The organism is Acinetobacter tianfuensis (assembly GCF_003611465.1).
GTDB classification, from domain to species: domain Bacteria; phylum Pseudomonadota; class Gammaproteobacteria; order Pseudomonadales; family Moraxellaceae; genus Acinetobacter; species Acinetobacter tianfuensis.
The window spans coordinates 1-19,636 of the sequence record NZ_RAXV01000010.1 but is presented as its reverse complement, the minus strand read 5'-3'; the positions used below and the strand labels follow the sequence as shown (position 1 = coordinate 19,636).

The window sequence follows — 19,636 nt, the reverse complement described above, 5'->3', positions numbered from 1 at the left end:
AAATATAAATGGACAAAATTTACAATACTTTTGCTTGTTACAGGGTGTTTAACAGCCTGCAGCAAACCGGCTGAGGATGAGAGGTCAGCGGCAGAAACTGTGCAGCAGCCGGCAGTGAGTGAACAAAGTACTGATTCCTTCAAGCTGGATGATATTCCGCTGTCTAAAGCCCAGTTAGGGGCATTTCCGTTTATAGGCATGCCGCAGGGGTATGAGGTATATAAGCCGCAGCATTCAGCTTTGGAAATTGTGCCGTATTGGACTGGGGCAAGTATTGAACAGATAGAAGGCAAAGTTTACAGCACAGGCATTAGACCGCTGCAGGGGCAGCAAGGCAGTTTTGATGCGATTCAGCGCAGTATAGAGTCCTATATTACGTCAGTTGGCGGACTCAGACTGACAAAGTCACAAATTCCGCTGGAGTGGGTTAAAGGCTTTGACAAAGACTATCTGTCTAATTTTTATGAGGGGATTGGTGGTATTTATGAGTACCCTGTGCATACTTATGTCATTCGCCAGCCTGAGCGGACAGTTTGGGTGCAGCTGACACAAAATAATACAGATAGTGCAGGTCTGCTGGTCAGTGAGTCTGCGGCTCTTCAGCATACGGCGGCTGTTCAGGATGCCTTTCCTTTTATCCAGCTGCCAAAGCATTATCAATACCGAGGGCAAAAAACAGCTGAAAATGAAAATGTGCCTGTATGGAATGGAAACACATGGCAGCTGCTTTCAGGCCGCTTATTTTCTGCTGGCATAGAGCCCAAGCAGAAAGAACAGGGCAGCGCATTGGAAATGACGCGCTATTTTCAAACTGCGATGCAAAACTTAGGTGCTCAAAAAGTGTCAGAGATGCATATTGCAGCTGAAAATTTGAGTCCAGAAATGAAAAAATTTATGGAAGATCATTATTATGCCACTGCGGGTTTGTACAGTGCTCCGCTGCATGTCTATGTTTTAGATAAAGACGGCCAAAAAGTCTGGTTCCAATATGCGGCTGGTTCGCAGGGCAGTGTAGGGCTATGGGTGCTTGCAGAAAAACAGCTTGATACGCTGGCTATGTCTGCTGCGAAATTAAAAGAGCAGCTGGATGAAAATAATAAAGTGAATATTCAGGTTAATTTTGACAGCAATAAAGCGTTGATTTTAGACAGCTCCAAAACGCAATTAGCAGAAGTCACAGCGCTGATGAAACAAGATCCAGCTTTAAAGCTGCATATCTATGGACATACAGACAGCACTGGCCAAGCACAGCAAAATTTAACATTATCTAATGCGCGTGCGCAGGCTGTAGTGAATGCCCTGATTGCACAAGGTATTGCAGCTGAGCGCTTAGATGCGCAAGGCTTTGGTGATCAAAAGCCTGTAGCTTCAAATGCTGATGAAGCAGGAAAAGCGCTGAACCGAAGAGTTGAGCTGGTGAAACAGTCCTAAATGGAGGTTATAAAAAGAACGCGTTATGCGCTCTTTTTATATTATTTCTCTGCGGGCTGATCCGCTTTTTCTTGCTGATGTTCAACAGCAAAACGGTGTTTGCAGGCCTTGCATTGATAATCTAAAAAAATGTTTTTATCGACAATTTCACCCGCTTTTTTACCAAAGCGGTGGCCTAAAAAGCCGCCTGTTATACCAATGCTGATTGCGCCGACAAAGGTGCCGATTGTACCGCCCATAATCACGCCTAAGGGGCCAGCTGTTACTCCGCCAATGGCTGCGCCAATCGAAGCGCCAGATGCAGCACCGCCTACTGTGCCGGCAGCCGTACCTGCACCGCTGAGCAGTACGCCGCCAATTTTTTGTAAATTTTGTTCATGATTGCGGACTTCAAGGTCTTCAGAGCCGCATTTCGGGCATTTTAGGGCTGGAGTGCCATTCATCATATCTTTGCTCATTTTAAATTCAGTCATTGCTGCGCCGATCAAGTCTTATGCGCCATGATCCGTGGCTTATCTATTTTATGCTGTGCTATTAAAGCAGTTTTTTACTCAGTTTTGCTGACTGGATATGTCAAATTTATACAGACTATTCTGGCATGCTAAATTAAATTCACAGCTAAAGTTGTTATAAAAAATGATTTCTGATGAAAAGTCATCTCAGTTATGGTGAACGGCATTGATATTTTTATTAAAAAATTGGAAGAACAATGAAAACAATTTGGGCTGCAGCTGCTGTGACATTAAGTTTGAGTTTGGCTGCTTGTGAGAAAAAAACTGTGTCTGGGGCAGAACAAAAAGCCGCTGCGCCAGCTGAACTGAAAACTTTAAATATTGGCTATCAGAAAGCTGCTTTAAAACTGATTGCGGCAAAACAGAATAAAATGTTTGAGCAGGCTTTTCCGAATGTCAAAATTGAATGGAAGGAGTTTCCTGCGGGGCCGCAGACTTTGGAAGCATTGAATGCTGGTTCAATTGATTTTGGCTATACTGGTGATACGCCAGTAATTTTTGCACTGTCAGGCAATAAGCCAATTCAATATTTGGCCTATGAAATCAACTTTAAAAATTCGCATAGTTTACTGGTGCCAAAAAACAGCGCTTTGCAGGATATTCAAGGCTTGAAGGGCAAGCGTATAGCCGTGACCAAAGGTTCAAGCGCGCATTATTTTCTCGCACAGATTTTAAAGCAGGCTGGTTTGAGCTGGCAGGATATTCAGCCAGTTTGGCTGACACCCGCAGATGCCCGGGCAGCTTTGGATAAGGGCTCAATTGATGCGTGGGCAGTATGGGACCCCTATTCGAGCGCTGCTGAGCTGAAAGGTGATAGCCGTGTATTGATTGATGCAGCTCAGCTGCCGCCAGCGTATAGTTTTTATCTCTCGTCTCCAGAGTTTTTAAAAGCACAGCCTGTAGCCGCGCATAAAATTATAGATATATTGAATACAACGGATGATTGGATTAATGCGCATCCTGCAGAGACGGTAAAAATTTTGGCAAAAAGCACGGGTTTAGAAACAGCTGTAGCGGAAAAGGTATTCAGCAAACGGGCATCGCCAGTGAAGACGAAGCTGTTGGATGAAGCTACACTGGCTGAGCAGCAAAAAATTGCAGATGTGTTTGCAGCGCTGAAATTGATTCCAAATTCTGTGGTGCTGAAAGAGCATGTATGGCAGGGGAAATAAGTTTTGGCATAGATTTAAATGATATAAAAAAGCGCCGTATTTGGCGCTTTTTTTTAACGGTATGAATTAGTCGCGGACAAATTCAACAGTACCGTTTGCCAGTGATTTCACACGAGCCAAAGATTCAACGCGGTAGCCTTTTTCAAGCAAGATGTCACGGCCAGGCTGGAATGATTTTTCAATCACAATGCCAATCCCAATAACAGAAGCTTCTGCCTGATGAATAAGGTCAGCAAGACCTAAAGCCGCTTGGCCATTTGCTAAAAAGTCATCAATTACAAGCACTTTGTCAGTTGAGTTGATGTGCTTTTTAGAAATCGCAATTGTACTTTCAGTTTGTTTAGTAAACGAAAACACTTTAGAGCGGTAAAGGTCATCTTTAAGCGTTAAAGATTGATATTTACGCGCAAAAATCACCGGAACGTCTAGTTCTAAACCTGCCATAACAGCAGGCGCAATACCTGACGCTTCAATGGTAATAATTTTTGTAATGCCCGCATCTTTAAATAGACGCGCAAATTCTTGGCCAATTTGCTGCATCATGACTGGATCAATTTGATGGTTTAGGAAAGAATCAACTTTCAGAACTTCTTCAGATAGAACGATGCCTTCAGCTAAGATTTTCTGTTCTAGTGCGTACACGGGAGAGTCCTCAAGGGCAGGTGCTAATTAAGCAAAAGCGTATTTTAAAAAGCACCGCGAAAATTGCAAGTGAAATTGTCTATTTCTCTTACTTCGTTGGCCCTTTATAGCCAGTCAGCAGTAAAGAGTATGATGATTTTTTGTCTAAATGGCTTACCTTCACCGGCAAGTAGTCCAATTTAGGCGCTAACCAGAATACCGTTTCACGGCCCGGTTTATCATGTTTCATGACAACTTTGACTGTATCGTAGCTGCCATTTGCTGTTTTAACGGTTTCATTGCCTTGTCGTACAAATTTACGGCTCTCTACTTCTTTTGCATCGGCAATCCGGTAGTTTGATTTTAAACCGCCATTTTTTAAGTCTTCACGGATTTGCAATTCTGCATTCAGCTCGTCCAGTACGCCGCTTTGCCAAGGGAAAGAGCGCGCTTTGTCATCTTTTTTCGTACTGATTACTTTTGAGCTTGGATTGAAATTTATGCTCATTGTATTGTTGTGAATCAGTACTTTGCTGGTACGGCTAAAGCTTTTAGAATTAATGGCATTATTATCAAAGCTGAATTTACTGGTTTCAGTCGCAGACGCCATGCCCGCTGCTTTGGCTGCAAATACATAGTTCCAGTTGTTGCCAGACTGGCTCAGTGTGCGTGTTGCAGAGCCGACATTTTTGCCGTTATAGCTGAATTGGTAGCTTGCTTGGAAAGGACTCATGGCAAACGCTTGGCTGGCAAAACTCGATAAGAGAACTGCAGCAGATACGCCAGCTGCGATGCCAAAAGTTTTCATCACATTTTTAGCCATCAGTATTTTTCCTTTTAGCCTTTAAAATTAAAGTGTTTGGAAGCAAGTTATAACCTGCTGTTAAAAATCATTATGAGCTTTGATTGTGGAGAAAGAAGCTTAAAAACAGCTGAAAATGTATATTTCCTGTTGCATTTATTCTCTTATTTCACTGAATTGCTGCTTATGCGCCTTTTTGTTTAATCTGCGTGACTTTATCTTCTTCACATTCGTCCGCAGGCATTTCGTCATCCCATGTTTCAATGCGTTCAGTCGATAATTTGCTGAACAGAGCGGCAATATTGACATTGCCAATCACCACCAGCTCAGCTTCACGCAGTACCGCATGATTGACATGTACTTTGTTGAGTGTATCTATAATTGAGCGGCTTTTGCCCAGCCAGCGGTTTAAATCTAAATGCAATAAATCATCTTTGACTTTAATGACCTTCAATTTTTCTAAAATCATGCCAAGCGGATCATCATTCAGCACTTTTTGATAGAAGAATAGGGCAAAGCGTACACCTAATTTATAAAAGATATTTGGATACTTTGCTTCAATCACTTTGGTGTCACTGATTTGCTCGAATACGATCAGCTGTGTGGTTTTATTCATTTCCATCAGCACCAGCTTCAAGTCTACAGACAGCGTAATATCTAAGCCGTTGTAGTTGAGTGTGGCATATAGGCGCAGCCAGTCATCGTGCAAATCTGCGTGCAAGTCTTTCAGCATTTTGACATTGTCGGTTACAAAACGCTGAAACGTAGCATTCAAAAAAACTTGTGAAAGGGGGAATTCACGCTCATCTTCAATAAATCCCTCAGCCCGTTGGTAAACTTGGCGGATTCGTTTGGAAATGTTGGAAATCAGCGTCTGCATGTTGAAAGAATCCCGGCAAATGAGCTTTTTGTTGAAGTGTATCTTGTCGCTTTATAGAAAAATACAGGTTTTCGTTCTTGCAGTTTAGCAAAAATCATTGCACCATTTTTAGGATTTTCCATGTACTGGCTTGTGCATGAAATATTTATGGATGCAAATCTCGTTTTTAAAAAAATATGAAAACTGTCTTACATCTTATAACGCTTTATAGCTTTTGGGGAACGCGGCAAATTGTCGTATTAATGTGATGCTGAATAAAATGACGTTTAAACCGCTGCGGCAAGAATGGTGGAAAGATCCAATTTTCGCCAGTGCTGTCGGCTTGGCTGCTGTTTTGCATATTTCTGTGCTGCTGGTGCAATTTACAATGCCGCAAGAGTCGTTTGAAACGACGAAAGAAATTGCAGTTAGCTTGCGTCCAAGTGATACCAAAATTGAGGAAGCTGACTTTTTAGCGCAGGCAGATCAGCAGGGATCAGGCAAGTTTCGAGAGCAGCACCGCATGTCTACCGATATGCCAGCGCCAATGGTTGATCAGGACAGCGGAGAAAAAGCGCAGCAGGCAATGGATAAGCTGCAGCAAAAGCGTGAGCTGAAATTTGAAGAAAAAATGCTGATGACGACTTTGAGCTGGCAAAAGCAGGCTGAAGAAAGTCAGCGCAAGAAACAGGCAGAAGAGCTGCAAAGCCAATACACAGCACAGACAGCCATGATTGCGAGTATTGAAGCGCAATATTTACAGCGCCAGCAAAACTTTAGCCGTCAGCAAAAAATTAAAACCATCGACGGTATTCAGGCGAAGCAGGATGACACCGCTGCTTATATGGAAAAATTCCGCCAAAAAGTAGAGTTTTACGGCAACCAGAACTATCCTGAACAGGCGCGTGCGCAAAATCTTGCGGGCGAAGTGCGCCTCATGGTGATTTTAAATCAAAGCGGCGGTATCCGCGCGATTCGTTTAATTGACAGTTCAGGGCATGCCATTTTAGATGAAGCAGCCAAAGCTTCGGTGCGTAAAGCTGCGCCTTTTAGTCCATTTGATGCAAAAATGAAAGATATTTCAGAGCTGCGTGTGGTGCGGACATGGCGTTTTGACCCTGCAGAAGCAGAATTTGAAGTGAAGTGATTAAACGCTGTTAAGCAGCGATGAACTCTTCAACCTGTATAATTTCATTCACATCTAAAGACCAAAATGTTGCCTGAATATACTTTTGCTGGGATGGTAGTGAGTAATCTAGATTGTTGTATTCTAGATTGAAAATATGTTCCCAGCTTTTTTCTATCGTTTGCTGTATTGATTTTGGCAGCTGATGAAAATGCGTGTTTTTTAGGTTGATTTGTTTTAATTGTTCCTCAAAATTATTTTCATCCAACTGATTTTGAGGAAGATATGCTTTCCATGCTAGTGGGAAATGCCATAAGTCAAAATCGGAAAGTAAAATCTCAGCTAAAGGTTTTTGAAATTTAATTCGGACTGCATGTGTTCCAGTTTCAAAATGCCCTTTTGCTCGAATATATGGACATTTTCTAATTTCTGAGCCCCATTGATACCATGCCCATATTGGAAAGCTGCCAGGTTGCTGGGATGGACCAATTCTGTTGTTCATCTGAGGAATTAACCATTGATATCCATGATCCCAGTCTGGTAGAAATGGTTCGGTGGCCTGTGGGAAATATACTTTTTCTTTTAAAATTTGCTGATAAATATCGTAGGGCTGAAATGTCCATAAAGTGACAAGGTTTTGGCTATCTTTTTTAATTTTCATATTTGGCGAAGTATCATATTTTTCATTCATTTATAGACTAAAAATTTACGCTTATCGATATGTTTGTTAAAAAAAAGCGAATCGAAGTTCGCTTTTTAAAAGGTTTTAATCTTGTTCTAAATAAGGATTGTCAAAGCCGAGCTTGGCTAAAATTTCAATTTCCAATGCTTCCATTTCTTCTGCATCTTCTTCTGAAGTTTCATGGTCATAACCCATTAAATGAAGTGTGCCGTGTACCAGCATATGCGTGAAATGCGTCAGCGGCGCTTTGTTTTGCTCAACGGCTTCGCGCAGCACCACAGGAATGCAAATGACCAAGTCGCCAATGGGAAAGGCATCCAAAAATTCAGCCATTTCATCTGGAATATCACTCGGAAAAGACAGCACATTGGTCGGTTTGTCTTTTTTACGGTATTCCAAATTCAATTTGTGGCTTTCATCATTGTCTACGCAGGCAATGCCCATTTCGCAGTCACTTTGCGTACCAATATGGCGTAAAGCGGTTTCGACAGCCTTTTTGATATAAGCGCGTTTCAAGTCCAATTCAGGCGCTTGAAAGTTTTGCTGCAGCGATAAGCTCAGTTTCAAAATGAATCCTTAAATATTTTAGTCCTGCGCATCAGCTTTGGCGTCATTGTCTGCAACAAGTGCTTCTTGGCGCGCTTTGCGTTCTGCACGGGCTTCAGCGCTGAGGCGCTGCTGCTCACAATCCCAGCCTTCATAAGCTTCTACAATTTTCTGCACTAGCTGATGACGGACGACATCGCGGGAGTGGAAGCGGGTAATGTGAATTTCTTTAACATTTTCCAGTACGCGCAATGAGTGCGCTAAACCGGATTGCTGACCGCGTGGCAAGTCAACCTGCGTCACGTCACCAGTAATGACGGCGCGGGAGCCAAAACCTAAACGGGTCAGGAACATTTTCATCTGTTCAGGTGTCGTATTTTGCGCTTCGTCTAAAATCACAAAAGAGTGGTTTAGAGTACGTCCGCGCATATAGGCCAAAGGCGCAACTTCAATCACTTGGCGCTCAATGAGTTTTGCTACTTTTTCAAAGCCGAGCATTTCATACAGGGCATCATACAGCGGGCGCAAATATGGATCGATCTTTTGCGTCAAGTCGCCTGGCAAGAAACCAAGTTTTTCACCTGCTTCAACTGCAGGGCGTACAAGTAAAATCCGCTGAATTTCGTTGCGTTCCAGCATGTCTACAGCAGCGGCAACAGCCAGATAAGTTTTACCTGTACCAGCTGGGCCAATACCGAAAGAGATATCGCTTTGCAAGATACGCTGCACATAGCGCTTTTGGTTGGCGCCACGCGGATTGATGCGGCCTTTGCGGGTTTGCAGATAGACATCTTCTAGACCGCTGTGTTCTTGGCCGTCAAAATCTTCTTGCAATTCACGGTCAGTCTGACTGCCTTGAATCATCATATGCAGCGTATCTGCGCTGATTTGCAGTGAGGTTTCAGACTCTTCATGCAAACTTTGCAAAAGCATTTCAGCCCGCTCAACTGCTTCTATAGTGCCGTCGATGTAAAACACATCACCGCGGTGCGAAATATTGACTTGTAAACGTTGTTCAATTTGCTTCAAGTGACCGTTGTAAGCACCGAGCATGCTTTGCAAACGGTCATTTGAAATCCCTGGAAAAGCTACTGTGCGCCGAATCTCTGCAGTCAAGTGAGTTCCTTATCAGACGTCGTTGTTATACGCCTTACATTACGCCACGTCAGGCTCAAGATTCAAGAGTTCACCGTAAACAAACTTCAACGTTTTAATATCGGTCACTTCAATCTCTGCAAAGCGGCCAATCCATGCAGGATCACCGATAAAGCTCACTAAACGAGTGTTGTCAGCAGTGCCGATTAACAGGTTTGGATCTTTATCAGATACAGACTCAATCAGCACGCGCTGAATTGTGCCGAGCATCGCATCAGTTTTATCAATGCTGGATTGTTTAATCCATTGCTGCACTTTTGCTAAACGCTCTTTTTTCACATCTTCAGAGATGTTGTCTTCAAGCTCAGCTGCAGGTGTGCCCGGACGTTTTGAATAAATGAAGCTGTATGAATGGTCGAAGTCCATATCTTGAATAAATTGATAGGTTTCTTCGAAGTTTTCATCGGTTTCGCCAGGGAAACCAATAATGAAATCTGAAGATAAATGCATATCTGGGCATACTTTGCGCAGTTTTGCAATTTTATCGATATAAACGTCAATGGTGTGGTTGCGCTTCATGGCTTGCAGCACGTCATTTGAACCGCTTTGTACAGGCAGGTGCAGATGAGAAACCATTTGCGGCAAGTCGCGGTAGCACTGAATCAAATCATCGTTGAATTCCAGCGGGTGCGACGTGGTATAGCGCAGGCGGCCAATCCCCGGAATTTCTGCAACCAAGCGCAGCAAGTCTGCAAAGGTGCAGATTTCGCCTTCAAAAGTTTCGCCGCGGTAGCCGTTGACGTTCTGGCCCAGCAATGAAATTTCACGTACGCCTTTTTCAGCTAAAGTTGCAATCTCAGCCAAGACATCATCTAAAGGGCGTGATACTTCTTCACCGCGTGTATATGGCACCACACAGAATGAACAGTATTTAGAACAGCCTTCCATAATTGAAACAAAAGCTTTGTAGCCTTCAACACGCGGTTCAGGCAAAAAGTCAAATTTTTCAATGTCAGGGAATGAAATATCCACCAGTTTGATTTTTTCTTTTTTCGGCTTTTCAATTTGCTCAAAATGCTGATCCAGCATTTGCGGCAAACGGTGCAGTGTTTGCGGGCCAAAAATCATGTCGACATAATTGGCGCGTTTTTGAATATTGTCGCCTTCTTGTGATGCCACGCAGCCGCCCACACCAATAATCAGGTCAGGGTTTTTGTCTTTCAGTTTGCGCCAGCGGCCCAATTCCGAGAACACTTTCTCTTGCGCTTTTTCACGGATAGAACAGGTATTCATCAGCAAAATGTCGGCATCTTTGGGATCTGTGGTCAGCACATAACCATGTGAGTCGCCTAAAAGATCTGCCATTCGATGACTGTCGTACTCATTCATCTGACACCCTTGCGTTTCGATGTACAGCTTTTTAACTGAACCATCGGTGGCTGGGGTGTGCTGTGGCTGGGTAACAGTGTTTTCTGAAGCAGCTTTGGCACCAGTAGGGATGAAGGTTTCAACCGTCATGCAGGCTCCTAGGGAATATCAGGAAGTCGCAGGCATCCAGATTTAGGCTGAATATTCAGCGCCTGAATTGGAATGCTGCAAAGGAATTTTAGAAAGGCGCATATTTTAGCAGGATTTCGATATAAACTTATAGTTTAAAATAAGTAATGCTGAATATTGATTTGTGAACCAAATATGTTTGAAAATTAATATTGTTTAATCATAAGGTTACACAACTCAACAATACTGTTGGTTTAGAATTATTAAACTGGCTGAAAAAGACGGATGAGCAGCGCTGAAAATGCGTTTGTCATCAGCGCGAAAAAATGCAAAACACAGAAGGCAAGTCAATGTTAAAAGACAAATTTAAAACGCATAAAATTTATCAATTGCTTGCTTTAAGTGTGGCATCGGCATGTGCTGTAAATGCAGCTCAGGCAGCCGATGCCGATTTTAACGAAGCGCTTAGGGCTGCCAATGCCAGCAATATTTCCGCGCTGCAGCAATATCAGTATTCGATGCAAAATGATGCGCTGGGCTATTACCCGGAATACTGGATTTTAAATAGCAGTTTGGCTTCACAGCCAGCAAGTCAAATCGTTAATTTTGCCCAGCGTTATCCGCAATCTGCGATGGCTGAAAAATTGGCAGCAGATTATGTTGAAGAAAAAGTAAAAATGGCGGATTTTTCCTCCGCGCAGCCTGTTTTGCCGTATGTGACGAATGCCGATCAGGCGGAAACCTGTGCAGTAGCTCAAGTGCGCGCTCAATCAGGCGATCCTTTGGTCTATGCAGAATTTAAAGATGTCTGGCTGACGACAAACTCACAGCCAGAATCTTGTACAGGTCTTGGCCGTATGATGCTGTCTAGCCCATTATTGACAGCCCAAGACCGTCAGCAGCGACTTTGGGGACAGCTGCGTGCTGGACAGTCAGGTCAAGCCATTGCGACAGCGCAAAGCATTGGAATGAACCTGAGTTTGGCGCAGCTGAACAGCATTCAGGCCAATCCAATTCAATATTTATGGACAGCGCCTAAAAACAGCAAAGAAGAGCAGGCTTATTTGGTCTATGCGGTGGGCCGTTTAGCGGATACAGACTTGGTTTCTGCCATGTCTGCTGCCCGTAAAGCTGTTGAAGGCGTGCCAGCCGATGTGCAAAAAGCCATTTACCGTGCAGTGGGCTATGTCGGCGGCACTACGGTGATGAAAAATAATTTTAACCGTGAAGTTTTAGATTTCTTAGATGCCAGCTATGGTTTGCCGTTCAGTCCAGAAGAAGCTGAAATTTATGCGCGCCAGGCCATCCGCTTTAATGGCTGGAACAGCCTGATTCGCGCAATTGACAGTATGAGCGTGACACAGCGTCAGGAAGACCGATGGCAGTATTGGCTGGCGCGTGCCTATGAGCAGCAGTCCGATTCAAAATCTAAGCGGGCGGCGGAAGAGATTTACCGCAAATTGGCCATAGGTGATGATTATCATAATTTATTGGCCAAAGACCGTCTTGGGCAAAAATATAATAACCTGCCTGCCAATACTTTACCGACCAATGCAGATGCGGTGCGTTTAAGCCAAGATATTCATTTCCGCCGCGCTTTTGCGCTGCGCAATATCAATGCGCCTGAAAATTATATTAACCGTGAATGGAACTGGGCAGTGCGTCAGGCGTATTTAAAGCATGATGACGGTTTAATTTTGGCAGCGGCGAAACGCGCAACAGACATGGGCTGGTATGACCGCGCAATTTACGCAGCAGACCGTACCAGCAAACAGCATAATTATACTTACCGTTATGCTATGCCGCATCAGGCTTATGTGGTGAGCCATAGTCAAAATGCAGGTATTGATCCAGCGTGGGCATATGGTCTGATGCGTCAGGAAAGCCGTTTTGTTTCACATGCGCGTTCGCATGTCGGCGCGGGCGGCTTGATGCAGATTATGCCGAATACAGCCAAGCTGGTCGCAAGACAAATGGGCGAAACCTATAATCCGGCAGCATTAACGGATATGAATACCAATATACGTTACGGCACATTCTATTTATCTATGATTCAAAGCCAGCTGAGCAATAGCCCAGTTCTGGCGACTGCAGGCTATAATGCAGGGCCAAACCGTGCGCGCCGCTGGCAGCCAGAGGGGCAGATAATCGCTGCAGACCAGTATACAGAATCAATTCCGCTGACAGAAACACGGGATTATGTGAAACATGTCATGACGAATGCTACGCATTACGGTATCTTATTGGGACAAGGGTCACAAACGATTGGCCAGCGGATGAATGCCATTCCGCTGCGCAGTCAATAAATAATCAGGCCTTAAGACGCTGAAATATATAAATTAGACATACACGGGGAAACAATTCATGCAGCTGTTAAGCAGATTACATGCTGAAAGGTTGTGTCTTGCAATGTGCTGTGCAGCAGGAAATTTCGTACTTTCTGCCGCTGCGCATGCATCCCCTCATGTAACTGGTTATGTCATGCATATACAGCTGGTGCCAGCCATCTGTTCATTAGATGCTTATAGCAGTAAAAAACGTAAATGCCTTGAAGGCTATTCGCTCAATATTGCAGGTTTATATCCAGAAGGTTTTCAGCAGCGAAACTGCACCACGGGCAGCTCTGCTGTTTTGCCGCCAATTCAGACTAAAGTTGTCGCACGGGTGATGCCGGATGAAAATGCTCGTCATCAGCTGTGGCGCACAGTCGGCGGCTGTGTGCCCATGCAGGCCAGTCAGTATTTTAGAACGATTATTAATTTTGCCGAAAAACTGAAAGTTCCTGAAGAGCTGACCAGTCAAGAAAACCATATTTTTCAGTCTTCTGTGCTGCGCAGTAAATTGCAGCGCTTGAATCCGAGACTGTCATCGCAAAGTTTTGAATTCATCTGTCAGCAATATGGCAGCGGCAGTATCTTAACAGAGATGAGAGTATGCTACAGAAGCGGCGGACAATACAAAGCATGCCCGGCATATGTGCAAAATGAATGCCCAGGCACCTTTACAATTAAAGGCGCTTTTTAGGCTTTAATCGGATTTTATTTATATTTCCTATCATACTTTTGTTGAAAAGCATTCTCTTTTCCATGCAACCGTCAAAAGATTGGAGTACAATCTTTGCCGTTTATGATTATTAAGATTAGATAGAACAGCTATTTAATCATTATGACCTTCCTCAATTGGAGATAATTACATGAAGCAAGCAGTTCGTGTTGCCGTTACTGGCGCAGCTGGTCAAATCGGTTATAGCTTATTATTCCGTATCGCAAGCGGTGAAATGTTGGGTAAAGACCAACCAGTTATCCTTCAATTATTAGAAATTCCAGTTGAGAAAGCTCAACAAGCGCTTAAAGGCGTAATGATGGAACTTGATGACTGCGCATTCCCTCTTTTAGAAGGCATGATCGGTACTGATGATCCTAAAGTTGCATTCAAAGATGCTGACTACGCTCTTCTTGTAGGTTCACGTCCACGCGGTCCTGGTATGGAACGTGCTGACCTTCTTAAAGTAAACGGTGAAATCTTCATCGGTCAAGGTAAAGCGCTTAACGAAGTTGCTAGCCGTGACGTTAAAGTTCTTGTTGTGGGTAACCCTGCGAACACGAACGCTTACATCGCAATGAAATCTGCTACAGATCTTCCTGCTAAAAACTTCACAGCAATGCTGCGTCTTGACCACAACCGTGCGTTGACTCAACTTGCTCAAAAAGCGGGTGTTGCAGTTTCTGACATCAAAACTATGACAGTTTGGGGTAACCACTCTCCAACAATGTATGCTGACTACCGTTTTGCTACAGTAAACGGCGAAAGCTTAAAAGACAAAATCAACGATGCTGCTTGGAACAAAGACGTATTCCTTCCAACTGTTGGTAAACGTGGCGCTGCAATCATCGAAGCGCGCGGTCTTTCTTCTGCTGCTTCTGCTGCAAACGCTGCAATCGACCATATGCGTGATTGGGCTCTTGGCACAAACGGCGAATGGGTAACTATGGGTATTCCTTCTGACGGTTCTTACGGTATCCCTGAAGGCGTAATGTTCGGTTTCCCTGTAACTTGCGAAAATGGCGAGTACAAAATCGTTCAAGGCCTTGAAATCGACGAATTCAGCCGTGAGCGTATCAACTTCACGCTTAACGAGCTTGAAGAAGAACGCGCAGCAGTTGCTGACATGATCAAATAATTTAATCTGTTAGATTAAATTAGAAAAAGCACTCCATTTGGGGTGCTTTTTTATTTTCTATTGTTCAAAAGTTTAAAACAAAAAATAACAACTGAAGCGGATGCTGTCACTGACAAAGGTTGAGTATCGGGTTAATTTAAACAGAGCAGAATGCTTCAGGAGAACACAATGTTTGATCAACAACCGACTTTGGAACTTTTCTTTGAACAGCTGGGGCTGGATGCAAGTGAGCAGGGCATAGAAAAGTTTCTTGAAACTCACCAATTGACCATGGATATTCCATTGCATGAGGCTGCATTTTGGAGCAAATCGCAGCGTGACTTTATTATCAGCCATTGGAAAAAAGATGATGAATGGGCCATGGTGGTCGATATCCTTAATGAACTGCTGCATAAAGAACATAAGCTTTCAGGCTCTTGTAAAATCTGAATACAATTTGAAACAACAAACCTAGCAATTGCGCTAGGTTTTTTTTGAATATCTTATAAGTTAATTCCATAATAAATGACAATTAAGCTGATAAGGAGACGAAGCTCATGAATAATAAACCTTCATTGGAACTTTTATTTTCACAGCTTGGCCTAGCAAACAGTCCAGCTGCAATAGAACTTTATGTCCGCACACATCAGTTGCCGGCCAATGTATCTTTACATGACGCGCCTTTTTGGAATAAAGCGCAGCGTTCGCTGCTCATTAGCCATCTTGTGCAAGATGATGATTGGGCTATTTGGGTCGATGAATTGAATCAGCAGCTTCATTTAGATGCTTACCGCCTTCAAATGGCTTAACCGTCTGTTGAACGGCGCAGCCGTTTATACATTCTGCGCATAAAAAAGCCTCAGCTGAATTTTCAACTGAGGCTTTTTATTTTTCATATCAATGCATACGGCTTTGCAAGATACCGCTGAACCAAACTTCATTTTTATATGCAGAGAAAGCATGGTGAGACTGCATAAGCTCTAAATCAAAAGCCTGCGTTTTACTGTATTTTGTCAGCCAGTGACGGGTAAGCGCAGGTTCTTGCTGCACAGCAGAAGCATAAGCCAGATAGAAGAAAATATCGCTGTGGCCTGCTTTGCTCATCGGTTTCATAATTTGCTGTGTAATCAGCGCATAGCGTGATTCTTTGGTCAGTTCAAAAAACACCATATAAGCTTTAGCCAAATGCAGTGATAGATTGATATATAAATCCATAGGCATTTCTTCAAATTCAATACGGCCTTGTTCCAGCAGAACGACAGCTTCTTTTAGAAAATATACCTGCTCTTGATGGTTGCTGCTTAGGGCAATTAATTGCAGTCTTAAGTCTGAGCGCTCAAGAGCAAGTTCAGGCGTATTGCCTTGCAAAAATAACTGATCAGTTTCACCAATACGCTGAATGATGTGTTTGGTGTTGTTACGCATTGGTATCATCCTCATCTAACAATGCAGTGTATATGAGGATGAATTTAAAAATTTAAAGCTTTACCAGATCGGGCTGCCGCTGCGCAGCCACGCAGTAATAGATAAGCGCTGATGTTTTGCTTGAATGACTTCATGCAGCAGGTCACTTTGGAAAATAGCAATCCGATTTGGCCTAGGGTGAATAATTTGCCATACGTCATTTTTATCTTGCAGTCTAAGCTGGCCGCCCCAATCGTCTTGCCATTCTTCATGCAGATAATACACAGTTGAAATAATACGGCCGTTTTTTCCTTGCGGATTATCACGGTGAAGGGCATAAAACTCACCTGCGTTGTAGCAGGCAAAATGTGCTTCAGCTTCTTGAATGCCCAAAAAAAACGCCTGATTCAGATGTGCTGAAAGGGCGTTTAAATATTGGATATGCTGTTGAGCTATATTCAGTTCTTCATTGAGCCAAAGAATGTGGTCGCTGCGGATATTGCTGATGACCCCATTTTGTATGGCAGCATTGCGGAATTGATTTAAATGTGACAGGCACTCTGCAGAAAGTGCATGTAAATAGTCAATTGGATAGGCATCGTTGATAATAGCGAAGCCATGTTGATCTAAATCATCTAAGATTTGATCAACATTCCAAGACTTTGGGAGTAGAACACCGTCCATAAACAAACCGTAATAAGAACAGAAAAAAGGTCAGCTATTCTAGAGCAAGATAAGCATCGGAATGAAACTATTTTTCATGCTAAAATAGGCGTTGATATCAGGAATTAATGAAACATGAATTACCGTCACCATTTCCACGCAGGCAACTTTGCCGATGTTATGAAGCACGTTTTATTGCTTCAGCTGCTGGCTCGGCTGAATGCAAAAGACAAACCATACCGTTATGTAGATACACATGGCGGCGCGGGCAAATATGACTTGTCGACCTCAGAAGCGCAGAAATCAGGTGAGTTTTTAAACGGTATTCATCGTCTTGTCAAACTGGATGATTCTATTACACGCAATGCGCCTGAAGGCGTACAGCAATACCTTAAAATTGTTGAAAAAATGCGCAGCAACTTTGGTAAAGGCGCATACCCTGGTTCGCCTTGGTTTGCGTTAGAAGGCATGCGTGAAACAGATAAAGCAACCATTTTTGAAATGCAGCGTGATGTATTCCAGCAATTGCGCCATAACATTTTTGATAAGCGCGCGGGTCTGCATGAGCGTGATGCCTATGAAGGCTTGCTGGGTGTTATTCCGCCTAAAGAAAAACGCGGTTTAGTGATGATTGACCCGCCGTACGAGCTTGAACGTAAAGACTTCCCGCAGCTGGTTGAGCTGCTGGTTGCTGCCTACAAAAAATGGCCGACAGGCGTATTTGCGGTTTGGTACCCAATCAAAGACCGTGCCATGATTGAACGCTTTGAGAAAAAAATGTACAAAACAGGTATCCGCCGTCAGCTGGTATGTGAAATTTGTGTATGGCCTGATGATACGCCTGTGGGTTTAAATGGCTGCGGTCTATTGGTGATTAATCCGCCTTGGAAGTTTTCTGAAGATGCAGATGAAGCATTGCAATGGCTATTCCCGCATTTACGGATGCAGGAAAATGGCGGTCACGCAGCAGTGCGCTGGCTGGTAGGCGAATAAGCCAGTTTAAAATTGAAATAATGTAAAATATAAGGTCATAGTTAGGATCGAAGAATGACAAATATAAATAAACCTGAACGGGAAACAGCTTCCAAAGAAGAAAGTGCTTTTGACGGCATAACTTTTGAGGTGGAAGAGGAAGAGCATACCCATGAAGGGCAGAAAGTCAAACGTCGTGGCATTTACTTGTGGCCGAACCTGATAACAACCGCAGCGCTGTTGTCAGGTTTCTACTCAATTATTGCAAGTATGAACGGTGAATATACACAAGCTGTTTATGCGATCTTTATCGCGGCTTTATTTGATGGCCTCGATGGGCGGGTAGCGCGTGCAATTGGTGCACAAAGCCCTTTTGGTGAACAGTTTGACTCTTTATCAGATTTATTGGCCTTTGGTGTTGCGCCCGCGATTTTGATGTATAGCTGGAGTCTAAATGATTTAGGCCGAATCGGTTTGGCTGCCTGCTTTGTTTATACTGCATGCGCGGCTTTCCGTTTGGCGCGTTTCAATGTCCAAATTGGTGTGGTCGATAAACGTTACTTTATTGGCGTGGCCAGCCCTTTGGCTGCGGTGATGATTATTTCGTTAGTATTGGTTGCACGGGATTTTCCGCAAGTTTTTGATTTGCAAAGTGCAGGCATACAAATTTTAAATGCAGCGGTTATTATTGCAGTTGGCCTGCTGATGATTTCAAATATCAAATACTATTCATTTAAAACAGTAGACCGCAAACGTGTACCGTTCGCAGTGCTGCCGATCATCGTATTTATCATGGCTGCGGTGACCTATAATATTCCAGTCGGTATTTTAGTGATTTCTATTATTTATGCGCTTTCAGGTTTTGTAACTACTTTTATGGCGAGTAGACAAGAAAAGGCATAACGTGATGAAAAGGAGCTTGATATGCAATTATTTCAAGATTTCTTTGATCAGTCCAAACAGCTGAATCAGGCTCCTTTTAACGCACAGCAAAAACTGCCATGCCATGGGCAAACACAAAAATATAAAATCATTCTGATTGGCCTCAAAATCCCAAACCTGCCGGCACCGCTTCATTATTTAAATTTTTTTGCACAAATAGGGCAACCGCAGCTGCCGCTGCTCCGCAACGAATATCTCATCTCCACTCATGCCTTAGATACTGTAAGCGTTATGTGCAGCAGCAGTCCTCATATGGCTGGGCAGCTGAACAGCTATTCATTAGATAAAGATTGTTTGATTACAGATAATGGATTTTATTTCGCAGACAGAGAGCAGATTCAACGCAGCGCTAAACATTTTGAGTTTAAGCGGTCAGATTCAGAATTGAGCTTTAAGCTGAATGCTGAGGAAACCAAGCTGGTCTCGTGTTTCAGTAAACTGCGTATGGGGCTGGCAGAGCATTGGAGCGCACTAAGCCGATGTGAAGGGGAAATCATTTATAAAGGGCAGCATATAGCAGTACAGCATCAGGGCGCGCTGGAGTTTGCACGCTCTTGGAACTTTCCTTATTTCCCGCTGGCTTATTACTGTATGCAAATAATTAATTTATCAAACAGGCAGCAGCTGATTTTTATGCACTTGCGGGATTCACTCAATCGAATATTGCAGTCTCGTATATATATCAAAGATCCAGAACAAAATTTAGCACAGCTCTATGATCAAGGTGTCATATTTAGGATTCATCGAGTTTATCCGCGCATTACTGCGCCAAATGGCCAAAAAATGTATTTGCCTAGAGAGTTTGAATGGCGCTTGCAAGCTGCTGGTATAAATTTATATTTACGCGGACAAAGCAGAGGGGATTTTAAATTTGGTTTGGGAGCGGGGTTCGCAGGAAGTTTTAGCTATAGCATTTGTTTGAACGGCGCTGAAGAAATAGGTGAAAGCGCTTATTGTGAATATATCGATTGCCGTGCGTTAAATTGGCAGGAACAGAATAAACAAGACAAGATCATGGATCAATTAGCAGAATCAGTGCCAATTTTTCTTAAAAAATGAATAAAAATGCGGTTTTTGCTGAATTAATAGACAGTTGATGCGCTTTTTTCAAAAAAAAAAGAAATAACGGTGTTTAGGGGGTTGTGTCTGTTTG

Annotated in this window: 21 protein-coding genes; 11 read left to right on the top strand and 10 right to left on the bottom strand. The window is 43.3% G+C overall.

The features are described 5' to 3' along the window. The first annotated feature begins 114 nt into the window (after window positions 1-114). Window positions 115-1,431 (top strand): OmpA family protein, encoded by a 1,317-nt coding sequence (locus D7V32_RS06095; protein ID WP_171407590.1) that lies wholly within the window; start codon window positions 115-117, stop codon window positions 1,429-1,431. A 41-nt stretch (window positions 1,432-1,472) separates the two neighbouring features. Here the strand turns inward: D7V32_RS06095 and D7V32_RS06090 are convergent, their stop codons facing one another. Beyond that, entirely contained in the window at window positions 1,473-1,904 is a 432-nt protein-coding gene (locus tag D7V32_RS06090; RefSeq protein WP_407641538.1) for a hypothetical protein, read from the bottom strand. Window positions 1,905-2,140: 236 nt separating this feature from the next. Between D7V32_RS06090 and D7V32_RS06085 the strand changes: the two genes are divergently transcribed. Continuing rightward, entirely contained in the window at window positions 2,141-3,115 is a 975-nt protein-coding gene (locus tag D7V32_RS06085) for an aliphatic sulfonate ABC transporter substrate-binding protein (protein ID WP_120402014.1), read from the top strand. Between the two features lie 66 nt (window positions 3,116-3,181). Here D7V32_RS06085 and D7V32_RS06080 read toward each other — a convergent pair whose 3' ends face one another. From D7V32_RS06080 to D7V32_RS06070, 3 genes are all read right to left on the bottom strand, one after another. Beyond that, window positions 3,182-3,757, bottom strand: coding sequence for a xanthine phosphoribosyltransferase (locus tag D7V32_RS06080; RefSeq protein WP_120402013.1), 576 nt, complete (start codon window positions 3,755-3,757; stop codon window positions 3,182-3,184). 88 nt (window positions 3,758-3,845) lie between these two features. After that, on the bottom strand, window positions 3,846-4,559 hold the full coding sequence (locus D7V32_RS06075; RefSeq protein ID WP_120402012.1) for a DUF3108 domain-containing protein: 714 nt from the start codon (window positions 4,557-4,559) through the stop codon (window positions 3,846-3,848). 163 nt (window positions 4,560-4,722) lie between these two features. Then, a complete protein-coding gene (locus tag D7V32_RS06070; protein WP_120402011.1) occupies window positions 4,723-5,418 on the bottom strand; it encodes a hypothetical protein in 696 nt (231 codons plus the stop codon). Between the two features lie 247 nt (window positions 5,419-5,665). Between D7V32_RS06070 and D7V32_RS06065 the strand changes: the two genes are divergently transcribed. Continuing rightward, on the top strand, window positions 5,666-6,544 hold the full coding sequence (locus tag D7V32_RS06065; RefSeq protein ID WP_171407589.1) for an energy transducer TonB: 879 nt from the start codon (window positions 5,666-5,668) through the stop codon (window positions 6,542-6,544). Between the two features lie 10 nt (window positions 6,545-6,554). On the opposite strand, the gene D7V32_RS06060 is transcribed toward D7V32_RS06065, so the two are convergent. The 4 genes from D7V32_RS06060 to miaB all read right to left on the bottom strand — a co-directional run bounded on the left by D7V32_RS06060 (window position 6,555) and on the right by miaB (window position 10,364). Next, on the bottom strand, window positions 6,555-7,214 hold the full coding sequence (locus D7V32_RS06060; protein WP_120402010.1) for a DUF3841 domain-containing protein: 660 nt from the start codon (window positions 7,212-7,214) through the stop codon (window positions 6,555-6,557). 75 nt (window positions 7,215-7,289) lie between these two features. Then, complete coding sequence (gene ybeY / locus D7V32_RS06055; RefSeq protein WP_120402009.1) at window positions 7,290-7,772, bottom strand: rRNA maturation RNase YbeY; 483 nt, start codon at window positions 7,770-7,772, stop codon at window positions 7,290-7,292. Between the two features lie 18 nt (window positions 7,773-7,790). Next, window positions 7,791-8,867, bottom strand: coding sequence for a PhoH family protein (locus D7V32_RS06050; protein ID WP_120402008.1), 1,077 nt, complete (start codon window positions 8,865-8,867; stop codon window positions 7,791-7,793). 39 nt (window positions 8,868-8,906) lie between these two features. After that, complete coding sequence (gene miaB / locus D7V32_RS06045; RefSeq protein WP_120402007.1) at window positions 8,907-10,364, bottom strand: tRNA (N6-isopentenyl adenosine(37)-C2)-methylthiotransferase MiaB; 1,458 nt, start codon at window positions 10,362-10,364, stop codon at window positions 8,907-8,909. A gap of 305 nt (window positions 10,365-10,669) precedes the next feature. On the opposite strand from miaB, the gene D7V32_RS06040 reads away from it, so the two are divergent. The 5 genes from D7V32_RS06040 (at window position 10,670) to D7V32_RS06020 (ending at window position 15,311) form a co-directional block, all read left to right on the top strand. Further along, window positions 10,670-12,649 carry a lytic transglycosylase domain-containing protein gene (locus D7V32_RS06040; protein ID WP_407641537.1) on the top strand — a complete coding sequence of 660 codons (1,980 nt, stop codon included), beginning with the start codon at window positions 10,670-10,672 and terminating at the stop codon, window positions 12,647-12,649. 58 nt (window positions 12,650-12,707) lie between these two features. Beyond that, window positions 12,708-13,367: a ribonuclease T2 family protein gene (locus D7V32_RS06035; protein ID WP_456049259.1), complete on the top strand. Its 660-nt coding sequence runs from the start codon at window positions 12,708-12,710 to the stop codon at window positions 13,365-13,367. A gap of 169 nt (window positions 13,368-13,536) precedes the next feature. Next, the gene (locus tag D7V32_RS06030) at window positions 13,537-14,523 is read left to right on the top strand and encodes a malate dehydrogenase (protein ID WP_067762865.1); all 987 of its coding nucleotides are present in this window, start codon (window positions 13,537-13,539) and stop codon (window positions 14,521-14,523) included. 168 nt (window positions 14,524-14,691) lie between these two features. Beyond that, window positions 14,692-14,952 carry a DUF2789 family protein gene (locus D7V32_RS06025; protein ID WP_120402005.1) on the top strand — a complete coding sequence of 87 codons (261 nt, stop codon included), beginning with the start codon at window positions 14,692-14,694 and terminating at the stop codon, window positions 14,950-14,952. Window positions 14,953-15,059: 107 nt separating this feature from the next. Continuing rightward, window positions 15,060-15,311 (top strand): DUF2789 family protein, encoded by a 252-nt coding sequence (locus D7V32_RS06020; protein ID WP_120402004.1) that lies wholly within the window; start codon window positions 15,060-15,062, stop codon window positions 15,309-15,311. A gap of 88 nt (window positions 15,312-15,399) precedes the next feature. Here D7V32_RS06020 and D7V32_RS06015 read toward each other — a convergent pair whose 3' ends face one another. Beyond that, complete coding sequence (locus D7V32_RS06015) at window positions 15,400-15,927, bottom strand: hypothetical protein (protein WP_120402003.1); 528 nt, start codon at window positions 15,925-15,927, stop codon at window positions 15,400-15,402. 60 nt (window positions 15,928-15,987) lie between these two features. Continuing rightward, window positions 15,988-16,590, bottom strand: a complete 603-nt coding sequence (locus tag D7V32_RS06010) for a 2OG-Fe(II) oxygenase (RefSeq protein WP_120402002.1) — start codon at window positions 16,588-16,590, stop codon at window positions 15,988-15,990. Between the two features lie 114 nt (window positions 16,591-16,704). On the opposite strand from D7V32_RS06010, the gene D7V32_RS06005 reads away from it, so the two are divergent. The 3 genes from D7V32_RS06005 to D7V32_RS05995 are packed head-to-tail and all read left to right on the top strand — an operon-like array spanning window position 16,705 to window position 19,542. Then, window positions 16,705-17,562 (top strand): 23S rRNA (adenine(2030)-N(6))-methyltransferase RlmJ, encoded by an 858-nt coding sequence (locus tag D7V32_RS06005; RefSeq protein ID WP_120402001.1) that lies wholly within the window; start codon window positions 16,705-16,707, stop codon window positions 17,560-17,562. 54 nt (window positions 17,563-17,616) lie between these two features. Beyond that, window positions 17,617-18,444 carry a CDP-diacylglycerol--serine O-phosphatidyltransferase gene (gene pssA, locus D7V32_RS06000; RefSeq protein ID WP_120402000.1) on the top strand — a complete coding sequence of 276 codons (828 nt, stop codon included), beginning with the start codon at window positions 17,617-17,619 and terminating at the stop codon, window positions 18,442-18,444. 21 nt (window positions 18,445-18,465) lie between these two features. Further along, the gene (locus D7V32_RS05995) at window positions 18,466-19,542 is read left to right on the top strand and encodes a DUF6670 family protein (RefSeq protein ID WP_120401999.1); all 1,077 of its coding nucleotides are present in this window, start codon (window positions 18,466-18,468) and stop codon (window positions 19,540-19,542) included. The last annotated feature ends 94 nt before the right edge of the window (window positions 19,543-19,636 follow it).